General features: G+C 67.2%; 20 protein-coding genes and 2 rRNA genes. 10 read left to right on the top strand and 12 right to left on the bottom strand.

Annotated features, from left to right (window positions below; genetic code table 11):
* The first annotated feature begins 179 nt into the window (after positions 1-179).
* Together ACOZ38_RS42975 and rrf are read left to right on the top strand one after the other, a co-directional pair.
* Positions 180-3,315, top strand: a 23S ribosomal RNA gene (locus tag ACOZ38_RS42975).
* A gap of 77 nt (positions 3,316-3,392) precedes the next feature.
* Positions 3,393-3,509, top strand: a 5S ribosomal RNA gene (rrf, locus tag ACOZ38_RS42970).
* A gap of 196 nt (positions 3,510-3,705) precedes the next feature.
* On the opposite strand, the gene ACOZ38_RS42965 is transcribed toward rrf, so the two are convergent.
* A complete protein-coding gene (locus ACOZ38_RS42965; RefSeq protein ID WP_424536581.1) occupies positions 3,706-4,494 on the bottom strand; it encodes a PhzF family phenazine biosynthesis protein in 789 nt (262 codons plus the stop codon).
* A 165-nt stretch (positions 4,495-4,659) separates the two neighbouring features.
* Between ACOZ38_RS42965 and ACOZ38_RS42960 the strand changes: the two genes are divergently transcribed.
* Both ACOZ38_RS42960 and ACOZ38_RS42955 read left to right on the top strand, forming a co-directional pair.
* Entirely contained in the window at positions 4,660-5,040 is a 381-nt protein-coding gene (locus ACOZ38_RS42960; RefSeq protein ID WP_424536580.1) for a cell division protein SepF, read from the top strand.
* 79 nt (positions 5,041-5,119) lie between these two features.
* The gene (locus tag ACOZ38_RS42955) at positions 5,120-6,397 is read left to right on the top strand and encodes a glycosyltransferase family 87 protein (protein WP_424536579.1); all 1,278 of its coding nucleotides are present in this window, start codon (positions 5,120-5,122) and stop codon (positions 6,395-6,397) included.
* Here the strand turns inward: ACOZ38_RS42955 and ACOZ38_RS42950 are convergent.
* The 4 genes from ACOZ38_RS42950 to ACOZ38_RS42935 form a co-directional block, all read right to left on the bottom strand.
* A complete protein-coding gene (locus ACOZ38_RS42950; RefSeq protein WP_424537194.1) occupies positions 6,351-7,733 on the bottom strand; it encodes a hypothetical protein in 1,383 nt (460 codons plus the stop codon). The two genes, ACOZ38_RS42955 and ACOZ38_RS42950, sit on opposite strands and share 47 nt — an antisense overlap.
* Positions 7,734-7,910: 177 nt before the next feature.
* Entirely contained in the window at positions 7,911-9,644 is a 1,734-nt protein-coding gene (argS, locus tag ACOZ38_RS42945) for an arginine--tRNA ligase (RefSeq protein WP_424536578.1), read from the bottom strand.
* An 88-nt stretch (positions 9,645-9,732) separates the two neighbouring features.
* Positions 9,733-10,752: a phosphate acyltransferase PlsX gene (gene plsX / locus ACOZ38_RS42940; protein ID WP_424536577.1), complete on the bottom strand. Its 1,020-nt coding sequence runs from the start codon at positions 10,750-10,752 to the stop codon at positions 9,733-9,735.
* 55 nt (positions 10,753-10,807) lie between these two features.
* Positions 10,808-11,431, bottom strand: a complete 624-nt coding sequence (locus tag ACOZ38_RS42935) for a DUF1707 SHOCT-like domain-containing protein (protein ID WP_424536576.1) — start codon at positions 11,429-11,431, stop codon at positions 10,808-10,810.
* A gap of 173 nt (positions 11,432-11,604) precedes the next feature.
* On the opposite strand from ACOZ38_RS42935, the gene ACOZ38_RS42930 reads away from it, so the two are divergent.
* The gene (locus ACOZ38_RS42930; protein ID WP_424536575.1) at positions 11,605-12,933 is read left to right on the top strand and encodes a KamA family radical SAM protein; all 1,329 of its coding nucleotides are present in this window, start codon (positions 11,605-11,607) and stop codon (positions 12,931-12,933) included.
* A gap of 110 nt (positions 12,934-13,043) precedes the next feature.
* On the opposite strand, the gene ACOZ38_RS42925 is transcribed toward ACOZ38_RS42930, so the two are convergent.
* The 4 genes from ACOZ38_RS42925 to ACOZ38_RS42910 form a co-directional block, all read right to left on the bottom strand.
* Positions 13,044-13,223, bottom strand: coding sequence for a hypothetical protein (locus ACOZ38_RS42925; protein WP_358558168.1), 180 nt, complete (start codon positions 13,221-13,223; stop codon positions 13,044-13,046).
* Between the two features lie 134 nt (positions 13,224-13,357).
* A complete protein-coding gene (locus ACOZ38_RS42920; protein ID WP_424536574.1) occupies positions 13,358-13,891 on the bottom strand; it encodes a YbhB/YbcL family Raf kinase inhibitor-like protein in 534 nt (177 codons plus the stop codon).
* A gap of 109 nt (positions 13,892-14,000) precedes the next feature.
* Complete coding sequence (locus tag ACOZ38_RS42915; RefSeq protein WP_405142306.1) at positions 14,001-14,843, bottom strand: ABC transporter ATP-binding protein; 843 nt, start codon at positions 14,841-14,843, stop codon at positions 14,001-14,003.
* A complete protein-coding gene (locus ACOZ38_RS42910) occupies positions 14,830-15,789 on the bottom strand; it encodes an ABC transporter permease (protein ID WP_424536573.1) in 960 nt (319 codons plus the stop codon). The genes ACOZ38_RS42915 and ACOZ38_RS42910 overlap by 14 nt, the downstream gene beginning before the upstream one ends.
* A 443-nt stretch (positions 15,790-16,232) precedes the next feature.
* On the opposite strand from ACOZ38_RS42910, the gene ACOZ38_RS42905 reads away from it, so the two are divergent.
* From ACOZ38_RS42905 to ACOZ38_RS42885, 5 genes are all read left to right on the top strand, one after another.
* Positions 16,233-17,870, top strand: a complete 1,638-nt coding sequence (locus ACOZ38_RS42905; protein ID WP_424536572.1) for a peptide ABC transporter substrate-binding protein — start codon at positions 16,233-16,235, stop codon at positions 17,868-17,870.
* 114 nt (positions 17,871-17,984) lie between these two features.
* A complete protein-coding gene (locus ACOZ38_RS42900; protein ID WP_424536571.1) occupies positions 17,985-18,926 on the top strand; it encodes an ABC transporter permease in 942 nt (313 codons plus the stop codon).
* Positions 18,919-19,839 (top strand): ABC transporter permease, encoded by a 921-nt coding sequence (locus tag ACOZ38_RS42895; RefSeq protein ID WP_424536570.1) that lies wholly within the window; start codon positions 18,919-18,921, stop codon positions 19,837-19,839. The genes ACOZ38_RS42900 and ACOZ38_RS42895 overlap by 8 nt, the downstream gene beginning before the upstream one ends.
* A gap of 15 nt (positions 19,840-19,854) precedes the next feature.
* Positions 19,855-20,892: an ABC transporter ATP-binding protein gene (locus ACOZ38_RS42890; RefSeq protein ID WP_424536569.1), complete on the top strand. Its 1,038-nt coding sequence runs from the start codon at positions 19,855-19,857 to the stop codon at positions 20,890-20,892.
* Complete coding sequence (locus tag ACOZ38_RS42885; RefSeq protein ID WP_424536568.1) at positions 20,876-21,898, top strand: ABC transporter ATP-binding protein; 1,023 nt, start codon at positions 20,876-20,878, stop codon at positions 21,896-21,898. The genes ACOZ38_RS42890 and ACOZ38_RS42885 overlap by 17 nt, the downstream gene beginning before the upstream one ends.
* A gap of 59 nt (positions 21,899-21,957) precedes the next feature.
* Here ACOZ38_RS42885 and ACOZ38_RS42880 read toward each other — a convergent pair whose 3' ends face one another.
* The 3 genes from ACOZ38_RS42880 to ACOZ38_RS42870 form a co-directional block, all read right to left on the bottom strand.
* The gene (locus ACOZ38_RS42880; RefSeq protein WP_424536567.1) at positions 21,958-22,230 is read right to left on the bottom strand and encodes a hypothetical protein; all 273 of its coding nucleotides are present in this window, start codon (positions 22,228-22,230) and stop codon (positions 21,958-21,960) included.
* A gap of 139 nt (positions 22,231-22,369) precedes the next feature.
* Entirely contained in the window at positions 22,370-23,548 is a 1,179-nt protein-coding gene (locus ACOZ38_RS42875) for a lipid-transfer protein (RefSeq protein WP_424536566.1), read from the bottom strand.
* Positions 23,545-23,973, bottom strand: coding sequence for a Zn-ribbon domain-containing OB-fold protein (locus tag ACOZ38_RS42870; RefSeq protein WP_424536565.1), 429 nt, complete (start codon positions 23,971-23,973; stop codon positions 23,545-23,547). The genes ACOZ38_RS42875 and ACOZ38_RS42870 overlap by 4 nt, the downstream gene beginning before the upstream one ends.
* Positions 23,974-24,078: the final 105 nt, after the last annotated feature.

The following is a 24,078-nucleotide window of genomic DNA, read 5'->3' as shown; positions in this document are numbered from 1 at the left end:
TCGTTGCTTGTGGGTCGTTGTTTCCTTGTTTGCGGGGCCAGCCTTCCGTCATACCGGTTCGCATCGTGGCTTGAGAGATGTTGTGTCTTTCGGGTTGGTGGTGTGGGTGTCTGGTGGTGGGTGGGGTTGGTGGCCTGTTTGTTGTTTGTGAATTGCATAGTGGACGCGAGCATCTTTGTGGCCAAGTTTTTTAGGGCACACGGTGGATGCCTTGGCATCAGGAGCCGATGAAGGACGTGGGAGGCTGCGTTAAGCCTCGGGGAGTCGCCAACCAGACGTTGATCCGGGGATGTCCGAATGGGGAAACCTAGCACCAGTCATGTGGTGTTGCCGCCGTCTGAATGTATAGGGCGGTTGGTGGTAACGCGGGGAAGTGAAACATCTCAGTACCCGTAGGAAGAGAAAACAATAGTGATTCCGTGAGTAGTGGTGAGCGAAAGCGGATGAGGCTAAACCATGCGCGTGTGATAGCCGGCAGGTGTTGCGTGTGTGGGGTTGTGGGACCCTCTTGGAGGAGCTGCCGTTCTTCCGAACAGTGATAAATCGATGGGGTAGTCGAAGCTTCTGGGAAGTTGCGCCGTAGACCGTGAGAGTCGGGTAGGCGAAACCTTGTCGACTGTTTGAGGGGATCCCAAGTAGCACGGGGCTCGAGGAATCCTGTGTGAATCTGCCAGGACCACCTGGTAAGCCTAAATACTCCCTGATGACCGATAGTGAACAAGTACCGTGAGGGAAAGGTGAAAAGCGCCCCGGTGAGGGGTCGTGAAATAGTACCTGAAACCGTGTGCCTACAAGCCGTAGGAGCTTGGGTGAGGCTTGCCTTGCCTGTGATGTGACTGCGTGCCTTTTGAAGAATGAGCCTGCGAGTTATGGTGTGTGGCGAGGTTAACCCGTGTGGGGGAGCCGTAGCGAAAGCGAGTCTGAATAGGGCGTTTGAGTCGCATGCTGTAGACCCGAAGCGGAGTGATCTACGCATGGGCAGGTTGAAGCGCGGGTAAGACCGTGTGGAGGACCGAACCCACCAGGGTTGAAAACCTGGGGGATGACCTGTGTGTAGGGGTGAAAGGCCAATCAAACTCCGTGATAGCTGGTTCTCCCCGAAATGCATTTAGGTGCAGCGTCACGTGTTTCTTGCCGGAGGTAGAGCACTGGATGGCTGATGGGCCTTACCGGGTTACTGACGTCAGCCAAACTCCGAATGCCGGTAAGTGAGAGCGTGGCAGTGAGACTGCGGGGGATAAGCTCCGTAGTCGAGAGGGAAACAGCCCAGACCACCGACTAAGGCCCCTAAGCGTGTGCTAAGTGGGAAAGGATGTGGAGTCGCAGTGACAACCAGGAGGTTGGCTTAGAAGCAGCCATCCTTGAAAGAGTGCGTAATAGCTCACTGGTCAAGTGATTCCGCGCCGACAATGTAGCGGGGCTCAAGTACACCGCCGAAGTCGTGGCATTCACGCGTTAAGCCCGGCGCACGTTTGTGTGTCTAGGTGTGTGGATGGGTAGGGGAGCGTCGTGCGGCCGGCGAAGCAGCCGAGTGATCGAGTTGTGGAGGCCGTGCGAGTGAGAATGCAGGCATGAGTAGCGAATCAGAAGTGAGAAACTTCTGCGCCGGATGACCAAGGGTTCCTGGGCTAGGCTAATCCGCCCAGGGTAAGTCGGGACCTAAGGCGAGGCCGACAGGCGTAGTCGATGGACAACGGGTTGATATTCCCGTACCCGCTAGCATGCGCCCATATCGAATCCAGTGATACTAAGGGTCCTTAAGCCCCTGTTGTCCTTCGGGACTTGGTGAGGCTGAACGCCTGGCCTGATCTGGTAGTAGGTAAGCGATGGGGTGACGCAGGAGGGTAGCCCATCCCAGGCGATGGTTGTTCCTGGGGTAAGCATGTAGCCCGTGGCATAGGTAAATCCGTGCCGCATATAAGGGTGAGATGTGATGCCGAGCCGATTGTGGTGAAGTGGGTGATCCCATGCTGCCGAGAAAAGCCTCTAGTGAGTGTGCCGGCGGCCCGTACCCTAAACCGACTCAGGTGGTCAGGTAGAGAATACCAAGGCGATCGGGTGAACTGTGGTTAAGGAACTCGGCAAATTGCCCCCGTAACTTCGGGAGAAGGGGGACCCTTGCTGGTGATGAGTCTTGCACTCGGAGCTGGTGGGGGTCGCAGTGGCCAGGGGGAAGCGACTGTTTACTAAAAACACAGGTCCGTGCGAAGTCGTAAGACGATGTATACGGACTGACGCCTGCCCGGTGCCGGAACGTTAAGGGGACCGGTTAGTGCGCTTTCGGGCGTGCGAAGCTGAGAACTTAAGCGCCGGTAAACGGCGGTGGTAACTATAACCATCCTAAGGTAGCGAAATTCCTTGTCGGGTAAGTTCCGACCTGCACGAATGGCGTAACGACTTCCCCGCTGTCTCAACCACAGACCCGGCGAAATTGCACTACGAGTAAAGATGCTCGTTACGCGCAGCAGGACGGAAAGACCCCGGGACCTTCACTACAGCTTGACATTGGTGTTTGGGACGGCTTGTGTAGGATAGGTGGGAGACGGTGAAGCTTGGACGCTAGTTCGGGTGGAGTCATTGGTGAAATACCACTCTGGTCGTTTTGGATGTCTAACCCGCGCCCGTGTATCCGGGTGGGGGACAGTGTCTGGTGGGTAGTTTAACTGGGGCGGTTGCCTCCTAAAGGGTAACGGAGGCGCCCAAAGGTTCCCTCAGCCTGGTTGGCAATCAGGTGTTGAGTGTAAGTGCACAAGGGGGCTTGACTGTGAGACCGACAGGTCGAGCAGGAGCGAAAGCTGGGACTAGTGATCCGGCGGTGGCATGTGGAAGCGCCGTCGCTCAACGGCTAAAAGGTACCCCGGGGATAACAGGCTGATCTTCCCCAAGAGTCCATATCGACGGGATGGTTTGGCACCTCGATGTCGGCTCGTCGCATCCTGGGGCTGGAGTAGGTCCCAAGGGTTGGGCTGTTCGCCCATTAAAGCGGTACGCGAGCTGGGTTTAGAACGTCGCGAGACAGTTCGGTCCCTATCCGCTGCGCGCGCAGGAGACTTGAAAGGGGCTGTCCCTAGTACGAGAGGACCGGGACGGACGAACCTCTGGTGTGCCAGTTGTTCTGCCAAGAGCACGGCTGGTTGGCTACGTTCGGGAGGGATAACCGCTGAAAGCATCTAAGCGGGAAGCCTGCCTTGAGATGAGGTCTCCCACCTGGAAACAGGGTAAGGCTCCCAGGAGACGACTGGGTTGATAGGCCGGAGGTGGAAGCATCGTGAGGTGTGGAGCTGACCGGTACTAATAGGCCGAGGACTTGACCACAAAGCGTTTTGCTCGCGTCCACTATGTAACTCAGAAACAACAAGCTGGGGTGACCCTGGTTGTGTGTTTCAAGGGGTTACGGCGGTCATAGCGGAAGGGAAACACCCGGTTACATTCCGAACCCGGAAGTTAAGCTTTCCAGCGCCGATGGTACTGCACCGGGGACGGTGTGGGAGAGTAGGACACCGCCGGACAAATATTGTGTTGGTAGGAGAGCCATCCACTTTGTGGATGGCTTTCCTGCGTTATAGGGGCTTTGGCCTGCCTGTCTGGGCGTCGGGGATATGAGCCCTTTCCGCATGCGCCGACGCGTCGGAGAGGCAGGGTGTGTGTGCCGAAGCGTTGGAGAAGCCGAGTATGCACGCCCAGCCGTTGAAGGCCGGAGCAGGCTCAGACGTGCAACTCCCCCGACCAGATGGTCACGGCGGTTCCCCCGATCTCGGTGCGTTCGCCGCGGACCGTGGTGTGCACGATGCCGCCTCGCTGCGACAGCTGCGCCCCCACGAGAGCCTCCCGGCCGAGTTTCGCCGACCAGTAGGGCCCGAGCATGCAGTGAGCCGAGCCGGTCACCGGGTCCTCGGGAACGCCGGCGTTGGGCGCGAAGAACCGCGAGACGTAGTCGACGTCACCTGAGGCGGCGCGGGCGGTCACGCACACGGCCCGCGCGTCGAGCGCGGTGAGGGCGTCGATGTCGGGGGCCAGATCGCGGACGACCTCCTCGGACTCGACCTCCACCAGCAGGTCCATGGGGCCCATTCCCACCCACGCGGGAGACACCCCGAGGGCCTTGATCAGCGTCGCCGGAGCGGTAATCTCCTCCGGAAGATATGACGGGAAATCCATCGAAATACGACCGTGATCAAGCTGATTAGTGGTCAGAATTCCACTCTTTGTAGAAAACTCGATCGAGCCGGAGGCCTCGCCGGTCGTATATAGGACGTGCGCGGAGGCGAGCGTGGCGTGCCCGCACAGGGCCACCTCGACGGCCGGGGTGAACCACCGCAGGGAGCGCGGCCGGCCCTCGCCCTGGTGCTCGACGTAGGCCGTCTCGGAGTGTCGCATCTCGCTGGCCAGCGCCTGCATCCACTCGTCGGATCTCGGAGAGTCCAGCAGGCAGACGGCCGCCGGGTTACCCTTGAAGGCCTGATCGGTGAACGAATCGACGGTGAAGATACGCATGCCGACGATCCTATCCACCCCCAGATAACCGGTCGAAACACCAGCGAAAACCGTGCAGAATCAAAACTACGTGGGCGTGTCGCGCGGCCCCAGCCGATACGTGAGTTACGGTCATTTGTGTCGGGGCACGGCGAAACTGGCCGGTTCTCGCGGAAAGGACAGCCGATGGGGGCAGTGCGCAGGGTGGTGAGCTACCTTGGCCTGGGCGATGGGGATCAGTACGACGAGCCCTACGACCACGACGAGTACGAGGATGAGTACATGCCCGCGTCGGAACGGGCCGCCAGGCGCTGGGGGTCGGGTGGGGATCCCGCACGGATCATCATGATCCGCCCGCGGAAGTATTCCGACGCGCTTACCGTGGGAGAGCACTTCAGGGAGGGCCAGGCCGTCATCATGGACGTCGCGGGGATGTCCATGGCCGAGGCGACGCGAATGGTCGATTTCGCCGCCGGCCTGACGTATGGCTGCGAGGGACGCATTGAGCGGATCGCCGACAAGGTCTTCCTGCTGGCTCCTGCCGACGTCGAGATCTCGACCACCTAGCCACCACGGCCACGGCTCCGCCGGCGGCTCGGACGAAGGCCAGGGTCAGAGCCCGGACCGCGGACTCAGTTCGTGGTTGATGACCCAGGCGTCCCTGCCCGCGCGGATCGCCGCGGCCGTGGTGCTCATGCTCCCCGCCGCCGGGGTCATCCGCAGGGGCAGCGCGATGCAGGACAACGGGTACGTCGTGAAGGCCGCCCGAGCCCTGCTGAGCGGGCACTCCCCGTACGCCGACGAGCGCTTCCTCTACCTGCCGAGCAGCGCGGTCGCGGCGCTCGCCGAGACGTGGCTCGACGATCAGACGATCCGCCTGGTGTTCCCGTTCGTCCTGGCGGTGCTCACGCTGGCGGGATGGTCGCTGGCTCTGGCGCTCTGCGGGGTGCGGGTGGGCAGTCGCCTGGGGCTGCTCGGGATGGCCGCCATCGCCCTCCTCTTCGGCTACCGCAGCCTGCTCGCCGTGGGCAACTGGAGCGTGGTCGCGGTGGTCGCGCTGCCCGCGGCGCTGCTGCTGTGCGCACGGAACCGCTGGAGCGCCGCCGCGGCCGTCGCGGGGGTGTCCATCGCGCTGAAACCCATGCTCGTGCCGCTCGCGCTGCTCTTCCTGTTCGCCGGGCGGCGCCGGGCGCTCGTCACGCTCGTGGCCGTCCCCGGGGTTCTGGTGCTGCTCTCCCTGCCGTTCACCCCCGAGCCGGGGAGGTTCCTTTCCGACACGCTGCCGTTCCTGCTCCACGGGCAGGACGAGTACGCGAAGCCGTACGACGCGTCGCTGGCCTCGATCCTGCCCAGGCTGGGCGCGGGCGGCGACCTCACCCTGGCGATCAGGGGCGTGGTGGCGGTCGCGGGCCTGCTGCTCGCCTGGGCGCGCTGGCGCCTGCCCGACGACGCCGTCGCTCTGGACCGTTCCGTTCCGGTGAGCGGCCAGGCCGGCGCCTGGGAGCGTCTCCGGGGAGACCGGTCCCTGGAGCTGAGGCTGGCCGAGACCGCGAGCATGATCATGCTCACGGTGTTCCTGGTCTTCACCCCGGCGTTCGGGCACTACTCGCTGGTGATTCTTCTGCCGCTCGCCGCCACCGCGATCGACCGCCGCTCGGTTGCCCGTTCTCCGTGGTTCTGGGTGGCTCTGGCGCCGCAGTTCCCGGGCGTGGAGATACCCGGCCTCACCGCCCCGCAGACGCGCGCGTTCACGGTCTTGTTCATGCACGGCGTGCTGGCCCTGCTGCTCGCGCACCGTACGCTCCGAGACCGGGGCGAGCGGAGCGATCAGAGCGGCCTCGGCGAGCGGCCGGAGGAAGAGGTCGAGCAGGTGGTGGTCACCGCTGGTCGGCGACCGCCGGGCCTCGGCGGAGCAGGCGGGTGAGCGCCGAGAGGTTCGCGGCCGCGGTCTCGGACCGCTGGGCGGCCTCGCGGGCGTAGTCGTGTAATGCCCACACCGCCTGGTCGGCCTGCTCGCGCAGCTGCGCCACCTCGGCCTCGACGCGCCGCGCCTCGGCCTGCTCGCGGCTGTTGAGGCGCCACAGCAGGTAGCCGACGATCCCCCCGAGGACCAGTGCGGCGATGGCGAACAGCTCGGAGACCGTGAACGCGAGCACCAGCGCGATGATCGGAAGCAACGCCGGCCCGTACGCGAGCCAGCGCCCGGACCCGCGCGCGGCGCCCTCGGCCCGCACGCGCTCCTCGGCCGCCGCCAGTGAGCCCGCGTCCGGGCCCTCGGGCCGGAGCGTGACGTCGTGCCCGAGGATCGGCACGGTGATCTCGGTGGGCGGCGCGACCTGGGTGGCCCGCGCGAGCTCGTCGGCGGCCGAGCGCACGACGGGCGCGGCCACGTGGAAGGCGATCGCCGCCAGGTGCGGGTCGGACCCCGACTGGACGTCGTCGAGCAGGTGCCCCGTCAGCGAGCCCATCGGGCCCGGCTCCTCTGACCCGATGAGTGACCGTAGCACGGTCAGCGGCTCCGCGTCCGGCCACGGGCCGGAGGTCTCGGACCGGGGGATCGCGGACGGGCGGGTGGAGGTGATCTCGGTGCAGCGTTCGAGCAGGCGGGACAGCCGGGCCGCCGCCTGGACGGGCTCGGCGAGCGACGGCACCTCGGCGAGGGACGGCAGGGCGCCGAGCGCGGGTGACACGGCGACGGAGGTCTCGGCCGGGACGAGGGCGCGCAGCCAGCGGTCCGGCTCCGCGGTCGAGGGCACGGCCGCGGCGTCGAGCTTGCGAAGTACGAAGATCTTGCCCGCCGGCCCGTACGCGCCGCGGGCGGCGGCCGCCCAGAGGGCGCGCTGACCGGGGGTGACCGGCTGGTCGGTCGACAGGTCGCCGAACGCGGTGCCGAGCCAGGAGGCGTGGACGCGGTCGCCGTGCCCGCTCACGGCGAGCGACAGGCACAGGAACAGCGCGGTGGCGGCCTCGTCGAGCTGGGCCGCGCGGGCGAGCGGCTCCAGGGAGTCCTCACCGGAAAGGATCAGTACGAGGGCCTCGGTGGCGGGGGCGAGCCAGTATCCGGGCACGTCGAGGGTGTTCGGGGGCGGCTCGGGCACTGTGCCGTCGGCCGCGAGGTGGGTGAACAGGGCCTCGGCGTACCGCCGCAGCTCCGAGACGTCGCCGTCGCGTTCTGGCCGCTCTGGAGGCCCTTCGGCGTGACGCTGTGGCTTCGTCGGCTCCGCGGCCCCGGGGACGCCGGGGTTCGCGGTCAGATCCATGCTCAAGGCGGGCAGCTCCCCGAAGGCGTGAGGAAGGCCCCCGGAGGCGAGGGTTCGGCGGGCACTCCCATGACCGCGCCCAGGTTAGTTCTTTGGGCGCGAGGGTGTACGGCAGGCACGCCGACGGGGGCGAGGAACTTGGCCCGGCCGCGATCGAAAGCGGCCGGACCAGTGTGGTCACATGCGGTCGGGGACAGGGACGCCGAGGAGGTTGAGACCGGTCTGCAGCACGCGCAAGCTCAGCGCGCACAGCGCCAGACGCGAGGCCCTGGTCTCCGGGGCGACGTCGTCCCGCAGCACCGGGCACTTCTCGTAGAACGTGGTGAACGCGCTCGCGGTCTCGAAGAGGTAGGCGCAGACCCGGTGCGGCTCGGCAGCCGCCGCGGCGTGTTCGATCACGGCGCCGAAGCCCAGGAGCTGGAGCGCCAGATCGCGCTCGGCCGGCTCGCCCAGGATGATCGGCCCGGTCACCTCGGCCGGGTCGACGCCGCCCTTGCGGAAGATCGAGCGGATGCGGGCCGTGGCGTACTGCATGTACGGCCCGGTGTTGCCGGTGAACGCCAGCATGCGGTCGTAGTCGAAGATGTACTCGCTGTCGTGGCTGACCGACAGGTCGGCGTACTTCACGGCGCCCATGCCGACCGTGCGGGCGATCTCGGAGCGGGTCGCCTCGTCGTAGCCGCGCTCGGCGATGGTGGCCGAGGCGCGGTCGACGGCCTCGTCGAGCAGGTCTGTGAGCTTGACGGACTGGCCGGAGCGGGTCTTGAACCTGCGGCCGTCCGAGCCCAGCATCATGCCGATCTGGATGTGCTCGGCGGACACGTCGTCGGTCAGCCAGCCCGCCTGGCGCGCGGCGGCGAAGACCATCTGGAAGTGGAGCGCCTGGTCGGTGCCCACGACGTACAGGATGCGGTCGGCCTTGACGTCGCGCACGCGGTAGCGGATGGCGGCGAGGTCGGTGGTGGCGTAGCCGTAACCGCCGTCGCTCTTGCGGATGATCAGGGGCAGCGGCTTGTCGTCGCTGCCCTTGAAGCCGGGCGGGAACACGCACAGCGCGCCCTCGCTCATCACCGCTACCCCGGAGGACTCGAGGTCGGCGCAGGTCTCGACGAGCATGGGGTTGTACATGCTCTCGCCGGCGATGTCGCTGTCGGTCAGCGTGACGCCCAGCGTGGAGTAGACCTTGTTGAAGTAGCGGATCGTGGCGTCCATGAACAGGTGCCAGAGCCGGATCGTCTCGGGCTCCTCGGCCTGGAGGGTCGCCACGCGCCGGCGCGAGCGCTCCTTGAACGCCGCGTCCGCGTCGAACTTGCCCCGCGCCTCCTGGTAGTACTCGCTGCCCTCGCCGGCCTCCAGCCGGGCGATGGCGTTGGCCTCGCCGATGTCGAGCAGGTGCTCGATGAGCATGCCGAACGGCGTGCCCCAGTCGCCCAGGTGGTTCTGCCGGACGACGCGGTTGCCGAGGTGCTCGAGCATGCGGACCAGCGAGTCGCCGACGATGGTGGTGCGGAGGTGCCCGACGTGCATCTCCTTGGCGGCGTTGGGCGCGGAGTAGTCGACGATGACGGTCTGCGGGGGCGTGGTCAGCCCGACGCCGCTGCGGGGGTCCTCAAGGGTGCGCAGGGCCTGGGCGGCGATCCAGCCGTCGTTCAGGGTGATGTTGAGGAAGCCGGGCCCGCTGACCTCGACGCTTTGGAAGACGTCGCCGGTGCCGAGCGCGTCGGCGATGGCCTGGGCGACCTCCCGTGGCGCTCGTCGCAGCCGCTTGGCCAGGCTCAGTGCCACGTTCGCCTGGTAGTCGGCGAACTGAGAGGGCCGGATCAGCGGGTCGGCGCCTGCGTACTCCGGGCCGAACGCGGTGCCCAGCGCTTGCTGGACCCGCTCGGTGAGCACGAGCTGCGGGTCGGTCATGCCCCAAGGATATCTGCTGATCATCAGCACCGAACGTGGATTTTCGGCCACCCGGGGCGGGTGTGGCCCAGGTGACAGGGGATGACCGTCACCAGAGGCGATGCGACCTGTGGGTGGCCGCGATGCGCTCGCCGACGTGGCCGACGGTGCCCTGGCGGGCGAGGGTCGAGGCGAGCACGCAGGCCGCCGCGACGCCCTTGGCCGTCGAGGAGCCGTGGGCGATGACCACGGTGCCGTTGAGGCCGAGCAGGACCGCGCCGCCGTATGCCTCGGGGTCGAGCCGCCCGCGCAGCTCGCGCAGCCGCCCCCGCTGGAAGAGCGCCCCGAACCGCGCCAGGCGGCCGCCCTCCAGCGTCTCGCGCAGCTCGGTGAACGCGTAGCGGACGCTGCCCTCCATCGTCTTGAGCGCGACGTTTCCGGTGAATCCGTCGGTGACGATGACGTCCACCACGCTGTTCAGCAGGTCGTGGCCCTCGACGTTGCCCGTGAAGTTCAGGCCGGGGGAGGCGGAGAGGAGCTCGTGGGCGCGTTTGGCGAGCTTGTTGCCCTTCTCGGCCTCCCCGCCGATCGTGAGCAGTCCCACACGTGGCCGCTCGATGGCGAGGGCCGTCTCGGCGTACGCCGCGCCGAGGTGGGCGAACTGCACCAGGATCTCCGGCTTGACGTCGGCGGTCGCGCCCGCGTCCAGCAGCACGGTGGGATGGGGCCTGGTCGGGAGGGGGACGGCGATCGCCGGCCGGAGCACGCCCTGCTGGGCCCGCAGGCGGAGCTTGCCCGTCGCCACCACCCCGGCCGTGGATCCTGCGGACACGACAGCGGACGCGTCGCCGCGGCGTACGAGGTGGCAGGCAACGGCGATGCTGGAGCGGGGACGGCGCAGGCTGGCGAGGGCGCCCTCGTCCATGGTGAGGGTCTCCTCCGCGCGCACGATGGGGATCTCCCCGGTCGCCCCCAGCTCGGCGAGCGCCTCGGAGATGGCGGGGGGCGCGCCGACGAGGACGATGGGCACCCCGTGCTCCCGCACGGCCCGTACGGCTCCCGCCACGATCTCGCCAGGGGCATGGTCGCCTCCCATGGCGTCAAGGGCTATCGGCAGAATGCCGTCCAAGCGGTCACCTCGTACGGAATGAGTGTGTGTCCCGCATCGTAGGTGGCCGGGTGGACTACTGTGCGCGCCAGGGCCAGTGCCAGTCGGCGGCCCCGCGCGAGACCACGACCTTGCCGAACATCGCCTTGCCCGTCACGCGGATGAGGGGGCCGTTCGGGTCGCCGCCCTGCTCGCCGCCGGAGACGTGGCGCTTGGAGAAGATCGCGCTGCCCTCGTCGATCACGCGCGCGTTGCCGGGCACGCGGACGATGAGCTTCCCGCAGAACGAGCTGAGCTCCAGGGTGACCTCGCGGCCCGGGAGCACGGCGTCGGAGAGGTCGATGATCAGCGCTCCGAAGGTCGAGCGCAGCACGGTGTGGCGCCCTGCGACCCAGCGGCCACCCCGGATGACCTTGCTGAACACCGCCGTGACCTCTTGCTGCTCGGCGCTGAACGCCGACGCGGGCGCGCCGCCGACCTCGGGCAGGTCGCGGGTCAGCGGGAGCAGGTCGCCGATGGTAACCGCTGAGTAGGTCGCCTCAAGCCGGTCGGCGTGCTCGACGCTGGTGAGACGGCCGGTGGCGAGCGCCTCGCCGATGACGGCGGCCACTCGATCACGATCGGCGTCGGAGGCGCGCTGCGCGGTATCGGCTGCGCGCGAGGCTGTGTCGCCTGCCTCGAAAGGCGTAAGGGAGCTCACGACGCCAGACTAACCCAACTCAAGATATGTCGCGATATGCGGAAGGTTTTACCAAGGCTTTTCGGTCGCACGGAACCGAGCCGACTCGCTGGCGCGTCCGTTAAAGAAAGCGATAGACGCGTGACAGGCGCATCAGGTTTACCGGAGAGCACACAAGAGAGGAAAAATCTCGAGTGACCCTTACACAGACCGGTACGCGAGGATTCCGGGCCTACACGGCCAAACACCTGGACGATCTTCTGAAGCGGGCCGAGTTCGACGCGGAGACGCGACTGCGCATCAGGGCGGTGGCGTCCGTGCTGCCCTTCCGCACCAACGCGTACGTCGTCGACGAGCTGATCGACTGGTCGGACATCCCCGACGACCCGATATACCGGTTGGTGTTCCCGCAGGAGAACATGCTCCCCGAGGAAGATGTGTCGCGCATCGCCGGACTGCTCCGCGCGGAGGCGCCGGCCCGGGAGGTCCAGGTGGCCGCGAACGCGGTGCGGATGAGGCTCAACCCGCACCCGGCGGGGCAGATGGAGCTCAACATCCCGAGGGCCGGCAGCGAGCCGGTGCCGGGCATGCAGCACAAGTACCCGGAGACCGTTCTCTTCTTCCCCAAGCAGGGACAGACCTGCCACGCGTACTGCACATACTGCTTCCGCTGGGCGCAGTTCGTCGGCGAGCCGGACCTGAAGATGGCCTCGGACGACGTCGAGGGCCTGGTGAGGTACCTGCGCGAGCATCCCAAGGTCACCAGCGTGCTGTTCACGGGCGGCGACCCGATGATCATGAGCGGCCCGGTGCTCAGGAGGTACGTCGAGCCGCTGCTAGCGCTGGAGCAGCTCGAGTCGATACGCATCGGCACCAAGTCGCTCGCGTACTGGCCCGGGCGCTTCGTGACGGACCCGGACGCGGCGGAGACGCTGCGCCTGTTCTCCGCCGTGGCGGAGTCGGGCAAGAACCTCGCCTTCATGGCGCACTTCTCGCACCCCCGGGAGATGGACTCCCAGCTCGTCCAGACCGCCGTGCGCGCGATCAGGGACACGGGCGCGGTGATCAGGACCCAGGCCCCGCTGATCCGGTCGATCAACGATGACGCGGACACGTGGGCGGACATGTGGCGCACCCAGCACGCACTGGGCATGGTGCCCTACTACATGTTCGTCGAGCGCGACACGGGCCCGCAGGACTACTTCGCGGTGCCGCTGGCCCGGGCGTACGAGATCTTCCGTGACGCCTACGCGCGGGTCTCCGGGCTCTGCCGCACAGTGCGGGGGCCCTCGATGTCGTCGACGCCGGGGAAGGTGTGCGTCGACGGCGTCACCGAGGTGGCCGGCCGGAAGGTCTTCGTGCTCCACCTGATCCAGGCCCGTGACCCCGACCTGGTGGGGCGGCCGTTCTTCGCGGACTACGACCCCGAAGCGGTGTGGATCAGCGACCTGCGGCCGGCCTTCGCCGACCGCTTCCCCTTCGACCCCGCCACGCTGGGTGAGAAGGACCTCGTGGCCCGCTGAGCGGCCTGAGGAAGGCCGGCCGGCGCCCCCTGGCGGGAGTGCCGGCCGGCCCGGTGTTCGAACGGTGGGCGAAGAATCGGGCGAATATCGGTTGGACGGTGAACTCGGTGTCAGGCGCCCGGAGCGCGCACGTAGGTGCGGCGGGCGATCTGGGCCTGCAGGCGGGCCATCTGCCAGTGCAGCTCGATGAGCTGCTCGGCGAGCAGGCCACGTGGAATGTCCGACGGGTCCTCGGCGGACAGGTGATCGATCGCGTTCGCCAGCTCTCGCACCCCGCACCCCCACTCCATCACGGTTTCCCTCAGATCGAATCTTCGTTCGAATCATAGTGGAACGCCGTGCGAAGTGTCAGCAGATTCACCCCGCGTGTTCGGACTTCTGTACGGTCTAGCCCGCCCAGTGACACCCTGGCTCAGGAACGGCCTCAGGTCCCGTAGACGGGGGCGATGTAGCCGCGGGCAAGGGTGTTGCCGGTGATGTTGAAGCCGACGACGGCCGAGGGCGTGTCGCCTTCGAGGCCGAGCTTCTCCACCCCGAGCGCGTGCACGGCGAACAGGTAGCGGTGCGGGGTGCCGGGAGGCGGCGCGGCGCCCCCGTACGCGCGGGTGCCGTAGTCGGTGCGGCCGTGGACGGCGCCCTCGGGCAGCCCCTTCATGTCGCCGGAGCCGGCGCCGGTCGGGAGCTCGGTCACGTCGGCGGGGATGTCGAACAGGACCCAGTGCCAGAAGCCGCTGCCGGTCGGCGCGTCGGGGTCGAAGCACGTCACGGCGTAGCTCCTGGTGCCCTCGGGCGCGCCGGACCAGCGCAGGTGAGGCGACAGGTTGCGCCCCTGCATGCCCCAGTCGTCGAAGACGTGGTCGTCCGACATGCGCTGCCCGTCGCTCACGTCGTCGCTCTCGACGGTCAGCGAGGGGACCTCGGGAAGGAAGTCATAGGGAATCGGCGGTTGCTTGGCCACGATGGACCTCCGATGGAAGGACGATTTCGGTCGTCCCCATCTTGCCCCGTGCCGTGCGGGTCAGACGATCAGCGGCCCGGGAGAGCGTCGTTGATCCCCGGGCTGACGATCAGGCGTTGTAGGCGGCGAGCACCGTCGCCGGGTCGCCGTCCATCTTGATCTGCCCCTTGTGCAGCCAGATGACGCGGTTGCAGGTCTCCTCGATGACGTCAAGGTTGTGGGCGACCAGGAACACCGTGCCGGCCTGCTCGCGCATCTGGTGGATGCGCTCCTGGCTCTTGCGCTTGAAGTCGCGGTCGCCGGTGGCGAGCGCCTCGTCGATGAGGAGCACGTTGTGGACCTTGGCGGAGGCGATGGCGAAGCGGAGCCGGGCGCCCATGCCGGAGGAGTAGGTCGACATCGGGAACTGCACGAACTCGCCGATGCCGGAGAACTCGACGATCTCGTCGTAGCGCTCCCTGACCTGGGCGGGGGTCATGCCCATGGCGTAGCAGCCGAGCACGATGTTGCGCTCGCCCGTCAGCTCCTTCATCAGCGCGGCGTTGACGCCGAGCAGCGAGGGCTGGCCGTCGGTGTAGACCGAGCCCTTGTGCGGCGGCAGCAGGCCGGCGATGGCCCGCAGCAGCGTGGACTTGCCGGAGCCGTTGCGCCCGATGATGCCGATGGCGTCGCCGTGGCGGGCGACGAAGGAGACGCCCTTGACGGCGTGGACCTCCTTCATCTGCGGCCGCCCCTGGCGCCGGATGATGCGCATGAGGGCGTTCGCGGCGTTGCCCTTCTCGGCCGCGCTGGCGGCGCCGTACACGCGGTAGACGATGTGGAGGCCGTCGACGATGACCGTCGGCGCGCCGGGCTCTGGCGCGTCCACCGGTGCCGCTGCGGGCTGGGACGCCGCCTCCTCGTTCGGGTGGGCCATCTGTGACAGCTCCTTGGTCAGCTCAGCCACGGCCATACCTCTCCTCGGCCCGCCAGAAGTACCAGAAGCCGCCGATCAACGCGACCGCGGCCCAGAAGCCAGCGTATAGCCACAGTTGGGGGAGGCTGCTGTGGGGGAAATGATGCTTGGCGAGGTCCTCGGGATAGGTGCTGAGGATCAGGTGGCGCATCAGATCGATGAAGACCGAAGGAGGGTTGAACTCCAGCAGGAAGCGCGCCCATTCGGGGGCGCCCTTCATACGGGCCGGGATGCTGTAGAAGACGCCCGAGGTGTAGAGCCAGGTGCGCAGGATGAACGGGAGCAGTTGGTTCATGTCGCGGACGAACGCCCCGACACGCGCCAGGAGCAGGCTCACCCCGACGTTGAAGATCGTCTGGAGCAGCAGCGCGAACGGGACCAGCAGCCACAGCCAGGTCAGCGACTCGCCCGTGACGAGCACGATGACGGCCAGCACGCCCATCGAGATGGCCAGCTGCTGGAACTCCTGGATGGTGTACGCCAGAGGGAGCGCGGCCCTCGGGAAGTGGAGCGCCCGGATCAGCGAGAGGTTCCCGGAGATCGACTTGGCGCCGCCGGTGACCGACCGCTGCGTGTACGAGTACACGAAGACGCCTGTGATCAGGAAGGCGGTGTAGTTAGTGATGTCCGCCTTCTGCCCCATGATCACGCCGAACATGAGGAAGTAGACCCCGGCGTTCAGGAGCGGCGTCAGCACCTGCCACAGCTGGCCGAGTGCCGAGTCGGAGTACTTCGAGACGTTACGCGACGTGGCGTACGTGAAGACGAAGTGCCGTCTGTCCCACAATTGACGCAGGTAGACGGGCAGACTGGGACGCGCGATGGCGCGTCGCAACCCGTGGCGCTCGGCGAGCGCGGACAGCGATTCCTTCCCACTTGGGGAGGAGCCGCTCGCCCGGTCGCCCGCCCGGGAGTCCGCGACAGCGGATTCCGGCTGACTCATGGCATGGACTCTATTGGATACGGGTGAATGAGATGCCTGCGGTGCCACTTGACCACTGTGGTTCATGAGAGCACAGGCCCTGGTCAAGGCTATCTCACGGCGTCGTCGCAGGTCGGCCGGGAGTTGAAAGCGCATGCCCGGCCTGTCCCAGGATGCGACCACTGCCAGGTCATGTGTACCTTAGTGACGTCTTTGTGCCTGATCAAGGCATTATTGACAGCGTAGTTGGTATGCGTGTGACGTCCAAGAGGGACACGTGTGACCGAACTGCAATGCGCCAGAGACTCGCTGGTGAGAAGTAGTGAGGGATGCTCACGGTCGACTGGCAGGGCGTCAACTGATTTGACCGTGTCCGCGAAGTCCAGGGATAGATCCCTTGGAGGGCGCACCCGACATGCGCAGTTCAGTGCCAACGCCCACCTTAGAGGGAGGATTAATCCACGATGCGTGTGACCAAGGGCGCACAGATCGTCGCCGGGACCGCGCTGCTCGCGCTTGCGGTTGCGGCGTGCGGCGGCAGCGGCGACACGTCCGGCTCCAGCTCCAGCGCCGCCGGAAACGCCGGGGCGGTCAGGGTCGAGATCGCTGAACCCCAGCACGACCTGATTCCGGGCAACACCACTGAGACCAGCGGCGCTGAAGTGCTGAACGCGCTGTTCGTCGGTCTCGTTGACTACGACGCGGACAAGAAACCCTTCAACCGCGTGGCCGAGTCCATTGAGTCGCCCGACTCCACGACGTGGACGATCAAGCTCAAGGATGGGTACAAGTGGCACAACGGTGAGCCCGTTGTCGCCCAGAACTTCGTCGACTCCTGGAACTTCACCGCCAACGGCGCCAACGCCCAGGAGGGCAACTACTTCTTCGGCAGCATCGTCGGCTACGACGAGCTGAACCCGGGCGAGGGCAAGACGCCGACCGCGACCACGCTGAGTGGCCTGAAGGTCGTCGACGACAAGACCTTCACCGTCGAGCTGAAGAACCCGTTCTCCGGCTTCCCGACGATGCTGGGCTACACGGCGTTCTACCCGCTGCCCAAGGCCGCCTTCGAGGGCGACAAGCTGAAGGCCGACTTCGGCGGCAACCCGATCGGCAACGGTCCCTTCAAGGTCTCCAAGCCGTGGAAGCGCGGCACGGACCAGACCATCTCCACGGTCCGCAACGAGGACTTCAAGGAGGGCAAGGCCAAGATCGAGGCGGTCGACTTCAAGATCTACACCGACCTCAACACGGCCTTCAACGACCTGCGCGCCGGCAACCTGGACATCATGGACCAGCTGCCCGCCGAGGCCATCTCCACGGCCAAGAGCGAGTTCGGCGACCGCTACATCGAGCAGCCGTCCTCCGGTATCGGCTACATCGGCTTCCCGATCAAGACCGGTGCCGACTACGCCCAGAACGCGGACGTCCGCAAGGCGATCTCCATGGCGATCGACCGCAAGACGATCACCGAGACCGTCTTCTCCGGCACCCGCGTCCCGGCCGACGACTTCATCAGCCCGGTCGTCTCCGGCTACCGCCAGGGCGCCTGCGGCGAGGCGTGCACCTACGACCCCGCCAAGGCCAAGGCCCTGTTCGAGCAGGCCGGTGGCCCGAAGATGGGCACCATCGAGATCGGCTACAACGGTGACGGCGGCCACAAGGAGTGGATCGAGGCCATCGCCAACAACCTCCGCACCAACCTTGGTGCCGAGGTGACGCCGAAGCCGGTGGAGAAGTTCGCCACCATCCTCGACGACCTGGGCGCCAAGAAGTGGAAGGGCACCTTCCGCATGGCGTGGATCATGGACTACCCGTCCCCGGAGAACTACCTGCGTCCGATCTTCGGATCCGGCGGCAGCTCGAACTACTCGGGCTACAAGAGCAAGGAGTTCGACGACCTGCTGACCCAGGGCGACGCGGCCAAGTCGCTGGACGAGGGCGTGAAGTTCTACCAGCAGGCGGACGACCTTCTCATCAAGGAACTGCCGTACATCCCGGTGTACTTCTACCAGACGAACGGCGCTTACTCGCAGCACGTGAAGAACGTCAAGATTGACCCGTTCGAGCGGATCGACCTGTTCAACGTAGAGAAGGCCTGACGTCAACCACTCCGGGTGGTTCGGTACCCTGAACCACCCGGAGTGGGCGACCACCCCACGAGGGCAGCCCAGTTGGTTGCGGCGGGCTGCCCTTTGTAATGATCGGGAGACTGAATGGGCCGCTACGTCATCAGGCGCCTGCTCCAGGCGATCCCTGTGCTGCTGGGCACCACATTCCTCATCTTCGCCATCGTCTACGCGCTGCCGGGTGACCCCCTGCAGGCGCTGGCGGGCGAGAAACGCGTCGACCCGGTCTTCGCGGCGGCGATGAGAGAACAGTTCCACCTCAACGAGCCGCTCCTCGTGCGGTACGGCTACTACCTCCGCGACATCGTGACCGGCAACTTCGGGACCACCTTCCGCGGGCTCCCCGTATCCACCATCTTCGAGGGCAAGTTCCAGGTCACCTTCAAGCTGGCCATCACCGCCCTCATCTTCGAGGCGGTCATCGGTGTCGGCCTCGGCCTGTGGGCGGCGCTGCGCCGCGGCAAGTGGGAGGACAAGGGCATCCTCGCCATCACGCTGCTGATGGTGTCGATCCCCACCCTGGTCAGCGGCTTCGTCCTCCAGTTGCTGCTCGGCGTCAAGCTGAAGCTCGCCACTGGCATCGACTTCTTCCCCGTCGCCGGCGTGCAGGACGGCATCCGCAGCTACCTGCTGCCGGGCTTCGTCCTCGCCATGGTCTCCATCGCCTACCTCACGCGGCTCACGCGCACGAGCCTCATGGAGACGCTGCGCGCCGACTACATCCGCACGGCCGTCGCGAAGGGAATGCCGCGGCGACGGGTGCTGGGACGGCACGCGTTGAGGAACTCGCTGATCCCCCTGGTGACCTACCTGGGCGCGGACCTCGGCACGCTGATGGGCGGTGCGGTGATCACCGAGACCATCTTCAACCTGCCCGGCATCGGCCAGCAGCTGTTCCAGTCGGTCTACCTGCGGGAGAACCCCGTCGTGGTGGGCATCGTCACGGTCCTGGTCCTGATCTACATCGTGGCTAACCTCATCGTCGACCTGCTGTACGCCGTACTCGACCCCAGGATCCGCTATGAGTAACGACACTCTCCCGGCGACCGAACCGGCGCAGCCCGTCAAGCCGTCGAAGGGCAAGAGACCCGCGAGCCTGTGGTCGGACGCGTGGTACGACCTGCGGCGCAACCCGGTGTTCATCATCGGCGCCGTCATGATCGCGCTGTTCATGGCCATCTCCGCGTTCCCCGGCCTGTTCGACACCGTGGGCGTGGACCCGGCGACCTGCTCCCTCGCGCAGGCCCGCAAGGGCATCAGCAGCGAGCACTGGTTCGGCACGGACAACCTCGGCTGTGACGTGTACTCCCGCGTGATCCACGGCGCCAGGGTCTCGATCATCGTCGGCATCGTCAGCGCGGCGGTGACCGGTCTGGTCGGCGGCGCGCTCGGCCTGCTGGCGGGCTTCTACGGCCGCTGGGTCGACGTGATCCTCTCGCGTGTCGCCGAGATCTTCTTCGCGATCCCCTCCATCCTGGGCGCCCTGCTGATCCTGGCCGTGATCGGACGCGACAACGCGGGTATCTCCAGTGTCGTGCTCGCCCTCGCCCTGCTGGCCTGGCCGATGATCCTGCGCATCATGCGGGCGTCGGTCATCACGGCCAAGCACCAGGACTACGTCGTGGCGGCGCGCGCGCTCGGCGCCGGTCCCGGACGGATCATGATGCGGCACATCCTGCCCAACGCGATCGCGCCGGTGATCGTGGTCTCCACGATCAACCTGGGGGCGTTCATCGCCGCGGAGGCGGCCCTGTCCTTCCTCGGCGTGGGCATTCAGTCCCCTCAGATCTCCTGGGGCCTGATGATCGCGGACGCGCGCAACCGCTTCCTGGAGGCGCCGCTGCCGCTGCTGTTCCCCGCGCTGTTCCTGAGCCTCATCATCCTCAGCGTCGTCATGCTGGGTGACGCGGTTCGCGACGCGCTTGACCCGAAGCTGCGGTAGGAGAGGGCACCGAACGTGAAGAACCCGTCAGTCGACACGCACCCGCTGTCGGACGAAGTGGGACACGAACCCCTGCTCGCGGTGGACAACCTGCACGTGGAGTTCGTCACCCGGCAGGGCCTGGTCAGGGCCGTGAACGGCGTGAGCTACACGGTCAACGCCGGCGAGTCCCTCGCGGTCCTCGGCGAGTCCGGTTCGGGCAAGTCGGTGACCGCGCAGGCCATCATGGGCATCCTCGACATGCCGCCGGCCCGGATCCCCAATGGGGAGATCCGCTTCCGGGGCACGGACATGCTCAAGCTGTCGGACCAGGCCCGCGGCCAGATCCGCGGGCAGCGCATCGCGATGATCTTCCAGGACGCGCTCTCGGCGCTGAACCCGGTGTTCACCGTGGGCTGGCAGATCAGCGAGATGTTCCGCGTGCACCGCGGCATGTCCAAGCGAGACGGCATGAAGAAGGCCGTCGAGCTCATGGACCGGGTGCGCATCCCCGCCGCCAGGCAGCGCGTGAACGACTACCCCCACCAGTTCTCCGGCGGCATGCGCCAGCGCATCATGATCGCGATGTCGATCGCGCTGGACCCCGAGGTCCTGATCGCGGACGAGCCGACCACCGCGCTCGACGTGACCGTCCAGGCCCAGATCATGGAGCTGCTCGCCGAGTTGCAGCGAGAGAGCAACATGGGGCTGATCCTGATCACCCACGACCTCGGCGTGGTGGCCGACGTCGCGGACAAGATCGCGGTCATGTACGGCGGGCGCATCGTGGAGAACGCCCCGGTCCACGACCTCTACAAGAACCCGGCGCACCCGTACTCCAAGGGCCTGCTGGACTCGATCCCCAGGGTGGACCAGAAGGGCCAGGAGCTCTACGCCATCAAGGGGCTACCGCCCAACCTGCTCAACATGCCTTCGGGCTGTGCCTTCCACCCCCGCTGCCCGTACGTCCGGCCCAACTGCGTGACCGACGTGCCGCCGCTGTACGAGATCAGCGGTACGCGCGGGAGCGCCTGCCACTACTACCGGGAGGTCCTCGATGGCACCGTCGGCTGAACGGATCCTTGAGGTCCGTGACCTGGTCAAGCACTTTCCGCTGAGCCAGGGCATCATCCTCAAGCGCCAGATCGGCGCGATCAAGGCCGTGGACGGGGTCTCCTTCGACCTGCACCGCGGCGAGACGCTCGGCGTCGTGGGCGAGTCGGGGTGTGGCAAGTCCACGCTGGCCAAGCTGCTAATGGCGCTTGAGCGGCCCACCTCGGGCGAGGTGAAGATCAACGGCGTCGACATGGCCAAGGCGCACGGCGGCGAGCTCAAGCGCATGCGCCGCAACATCCAGATGGTCATGCAGGACCCGTACACCTCGCTGAACCCCCGCATGACGGTCGGCGACATCGTCGGCGAGCCGTTCGAGATCCACTCCGACGTGGCGCCCAAGGGCGACCGCCGCAGGAAGGTGCAGGATCTGCTGGAGGTGGTCGGCCTCAACCCCGAGCACATCAACCGCTACCCGCACCAGTTCTCGGGCGGCCAGCGGCAGCGCATCGGCATCGCCCGAGGGCTCGCGCTCCAGCCCGAGGTCATCATCTGCGACGAGCCGGTCTCCGCGCTCGACGTGTCGATCCAGGCCCAGGTGATGAACCTGCTGGAGCGGCTGCAGAACGAGTTCAACCTGGCCTACATCTTCATCGCCCACGACCTGTCGGTCGTCCGGCACATCTCCGACCGTGTCGCGGTGATGTACCTGGGCAAGATCGTGGAGCTGGGCAAGGACGTCGCGATCTACGAGCGGCCGGCGCACCCGTACACCCAGGCGCTGCTGTCGGCCGTGCCCGTGCCTGACCCCGAGGGGCGCGAGAGCCGCGAGCGGATCATCCTGCAGGGTGACCCGCCCTCGCCGGCCGATCCGCCGTCGGGCTGCCGGTTCCGCACGCGGTGCTGGAAGGCGCAGGACATCTGCGCCGAGCAGGAGCCGCTGCTGGAGATCCGCGCGGGCGGGCACCTGAGCGCCTGCCACTTCGCGGAGGAGCACGACGTCATCCACGCGGTCGCCGACGCCTGAGGCGCCGGGTCCTCCACGGGCCGCCGCCCGTGGAGGACCCTCTCGCAGGACACCCCGCGTCACACCGACAGGCCGGTACCGAGGTCTCCCGACACCCTCGCGACGCTGACATCCCCGGAGGTGACGGCGGTCACGTCACCGCCGGCGTCACCATCGGTCCCGGTGCCGTTGCCCAGCCCGAGGCCGGTGCCGAGCCCCAGTCCGGTGCCGGTGTCGTCGTCCTCCGCCCAGATGCCACCGGTCAGCACGGATCCCGCCGCGGAAGCGGCGGTGGCCGGAGCCACGATGGCGATGGCGGCGCAGGCCGACGTGATCAGAAGACGGCGAATCATGGTGTTCCCCCCGTGGAAAGCCCGCCGCGGAGCCGTGGGGACCGAGACCCCCTGAATTCCGTTATGTCCCGCGCCGGGTGACTCTCTGTGACCGTTATGAGATACCCAGGGGAATAACGTAGATAAAAGTGGTGAATGGTCAGCTGATGGCGACGATTGCGGAGCCGTGACCGAAAAGGCCTTGGTTCACGGCCAGGCCGACCCGCGCGCCCTCCACCTGGCGCGCACCCGCCCTGCCGCGCAACTGCCAGGTCAGCTCGCACACCTGCGCGATCGCCTGCGCCGGGATGGCCTCGCCGAACGACGCCAGGCCGCCTGAGGGGTTGACCGGCACCTTGCCGCCCAGCGCGGTCTCCCCCGAGCGTAGGAGCCCGGACGCCTCGCCTCGCGCGCAGAGCCCGATGTCCTCGTACCAGTCGAGTTCCAGCGCTGTGGAAAGGTCGTACACCTCGGCGAGCGAGAGGTCGCCCGGCCCCACTCCCGCCTCCTCGTAGGCCGCCGCGGCGATGGACGGCCGGAACGCCAGGTCCGGCGGCGCCACCGCGGCCGACGAGTCGGTGGCGAAGTCCGGCATCTCCAGCACGGTGTTCGGGAAGCTCGGTGTCACGGTGGAGACGGCCGCGACGCGCACGCCCGAGATCCCGCGACGGCGGGCGAAGGAGTCCGAGACGAGCACCAGGGCGGCGCCGCCGTCGGAGGTCGCGCAGATGTCCATGAGGCGCAGCGGGTCGGCGACCATCGGCGAGGCCAGCACCTGCTCCGCCGACACGGCCTCGCGGTAGCGCGCGTTGGGGTTCAGCGCCCCGGCCCTGGCGTTCTTCACCTTCACCGCCGCGAAGTCCTCCGCTGTGGAACCGTAGAGAGCCATACGGCGGCGCGCGTACAGGGCGAAGTAGGCGGGGTTGGTGGCCCCGAGCAGGCGGAACCTGAGCCAGTCCGGATCGTCGGGGCGATCGCCTCCTACGGGCTTGAAGAACCCCTTCGGGGTCGAGTCCGCCCCGACCACCAGGGCGACGTCGCACAGGCCGGCGAGGATGCGCGTGCGCGCGATCTCCAGCGCGTGGGCGCCCGAGGCGCAGGCGGCGTAGCAGGAGGCGACGCGCGCGCCCGTCCAGCCGAGCGCCTGGGCGAACGCCGACCCCGCGACGAAGCCGGGGTAGCCGTTCCTGATGGTGTCCGCGCCGACCAGGAACCGCACGTCGGTCCAGTGCAGGCCGGCGTCCGCCAGCGCCGCGCGGGCGGCGGCGACGCCGTACTCGACGAAGGGCCTTCCCCACTTGCCCCAGGGGTGCATCCCGGCGCCGGCGACCAGTGTCATGGTGCGACCGCCTCGGCGGCGGGGAGCCCCCACATCCACACGAGCGGGCCGTCGGCGAGCGGCCCGCTGGTCAGCTCCAGCTCCATGCCGACGCGCAGATCTTCCACGGTGAGGTCCGGGGTGACCTGGCCGAGCACCACGATGCCCTCGGCCGCGAGCTCCACGGCCGCGAGCGTCACCGGCGTGTACGGCTCCGCCGCCGCGTAGGGCGGGGGCGGCGGGTAGCACGCGTTGGTGTACGACCAGACCGTGCCCCTTCGCGACAGCCGCACCGGGGCGGGCGAGCTGCCGTCGCAGCGCGGGTTGCGGCAGAACCCGGCCCGGGGAGGGAAGGACACGGTGCCACAGTCCGCACAGCGGGTGCCGAGCAGGTGGGTGACACCGTCCTCGATGGTGAACCAGCCGTCGATCGCGAGCACAGCCATGCGCCCCAATATGACACAAGCGCTTGCTCAAATACGAGCCCGCCCGTACGGGCTGACGGGGGTCACGCCTGTACGCGCTTACGGGGTCACCCCGTCGCACGCCCG

This window comes from Sphaerisporangium viridialbum, from assembly GCF_049674955.1.
Classification (GTDB): Bacteria; Actinomycetota; Actinomycetes; order Streptosporangiales; family Streptosporangiaceae; genus Sphaerisporangium; species Sphaerisporangium viridialbum.
This window is presented reverse-complemented; position numbering and strand designations above follow the sequence as displayed.

What these genes read in the sequence shown, in the direction of transcription:
- ACOZ38_RS42965 (WP_424536581.1), bottom strand. Translation starts at nt 4,494, where the DNA reads ATGCGTATCTTCACCGTCGATTCGTTCACCGATCAGGCCTTCAAGGGT.
- ACOZ38_RS42960 (WP_424536580.1), top strand. Translation starts at nt 4,660, where the DNA reads ATGGGGGCAGTGCGCAGGGTGGTGAGCTACCTTGGCCTGGGCGATGGG.
- ACOZ38_RS42955 (WP_424536579.1), top strand. Translation starts at nt 5,120, where the DNA reads ATGACCCAGGCGTCCCTGCCCGCGCGGATCGCCGCGGCCGTGGTGCTC.
- ACOZ38_RS42950 (WP_424537194.1), bottom strand. Translation starts at nt 7,733, where the DNA reads ATGGATCTGACCGCGAACCCCGGCGTCCCCGGGGCCGCGGAGCCGACG.
- argS (WP_424536578.1), bottom strand. Translation starts at nt 9,644, where the DNA reads ATGACCGACCCGCAGCTCGTGCTCACCGAGCGGGTCCAGCAAGCGCTG.
- ACOZ38_RS42925 (WP_358558168.1), bottom strand. Translation starts at nt 13,223, where the DNA reads ATGGAGTGGGGGTGCGGGGTGCGAGAGCTGGCGAACGCGATCGATCAC.
- ACOZ38_RS42915 (WP_405142306.1), bottom strand. Translation starts at nt 14,843, where the DNA reads ATGGCCGTGGCTGAGCTGACCAAGGAGCTGTCACAGATGGCCCACCCG.
- ACOZ38_RS42910 (WP_424536573.1), bottom strand. Translation starts at nt 15,789, where the DNA reads ATGAGTCAGCCGGAATCCGCTGTCGCGGACTCCCGGGCGGGCGACCGG.
- ACOZ38_RS42905 (WP_424536572.1), top strand. Translation starts at nt 16,233, where the DNA reads ATGCGTGTGACCAAGGGCGCACAGATCGTCGCCGGGACCGCGCTGCTC.
- ACOZ38_RS42900 (WP_424536571.1), top strand. Translation starts at nt 17,985, where the DNA reads ATGGGCCGCTACGTCATCAGGCGCCTGCTCCAGGCGATCCCTGTGCTG.
- ACOZ38_RS42895 (WP_424536570.1), top strand. Translation starts at nt 18,919, where the DNA reads ATGAGTAACGACACTCTCCCGGCGACCGAACCGGCGCAGCCCGTCAAG.
- ACOZ38_RS42885 (WP_424536568.1), top strand. Translation starts at nt 20,876, where the DNA reads ATGGCACCGTCGGCTGAACGGATCCTTGAGGTCCGTGACCTGGTCAAG.
- ACOZ38_RS42880 (WP_424536567.1), bottom strand. Translation starts at nt 22,230, where the DNA reads ATGATTCGCCGTCTTCTGATCACGTCGGCCTGCGCCGCCATCGCCATC.
- ACOZ38_RS42875 (WP_424536566.1), bottom strand. Translation starts at nt 23,548, where the DNA reads ATGACACTGGTCGCCGGCGCCGGGATGCACCCCTGGGGCAAGTGGGGA.
- ACOZ38_RS42870 (WP_424536565.1), bottom strand. Translation starts at nt 23,973, where the DNA reads ATGGCTGTGCTCGCGATCGACGGCTGGTTCACCATCGAGGACGGTGTC.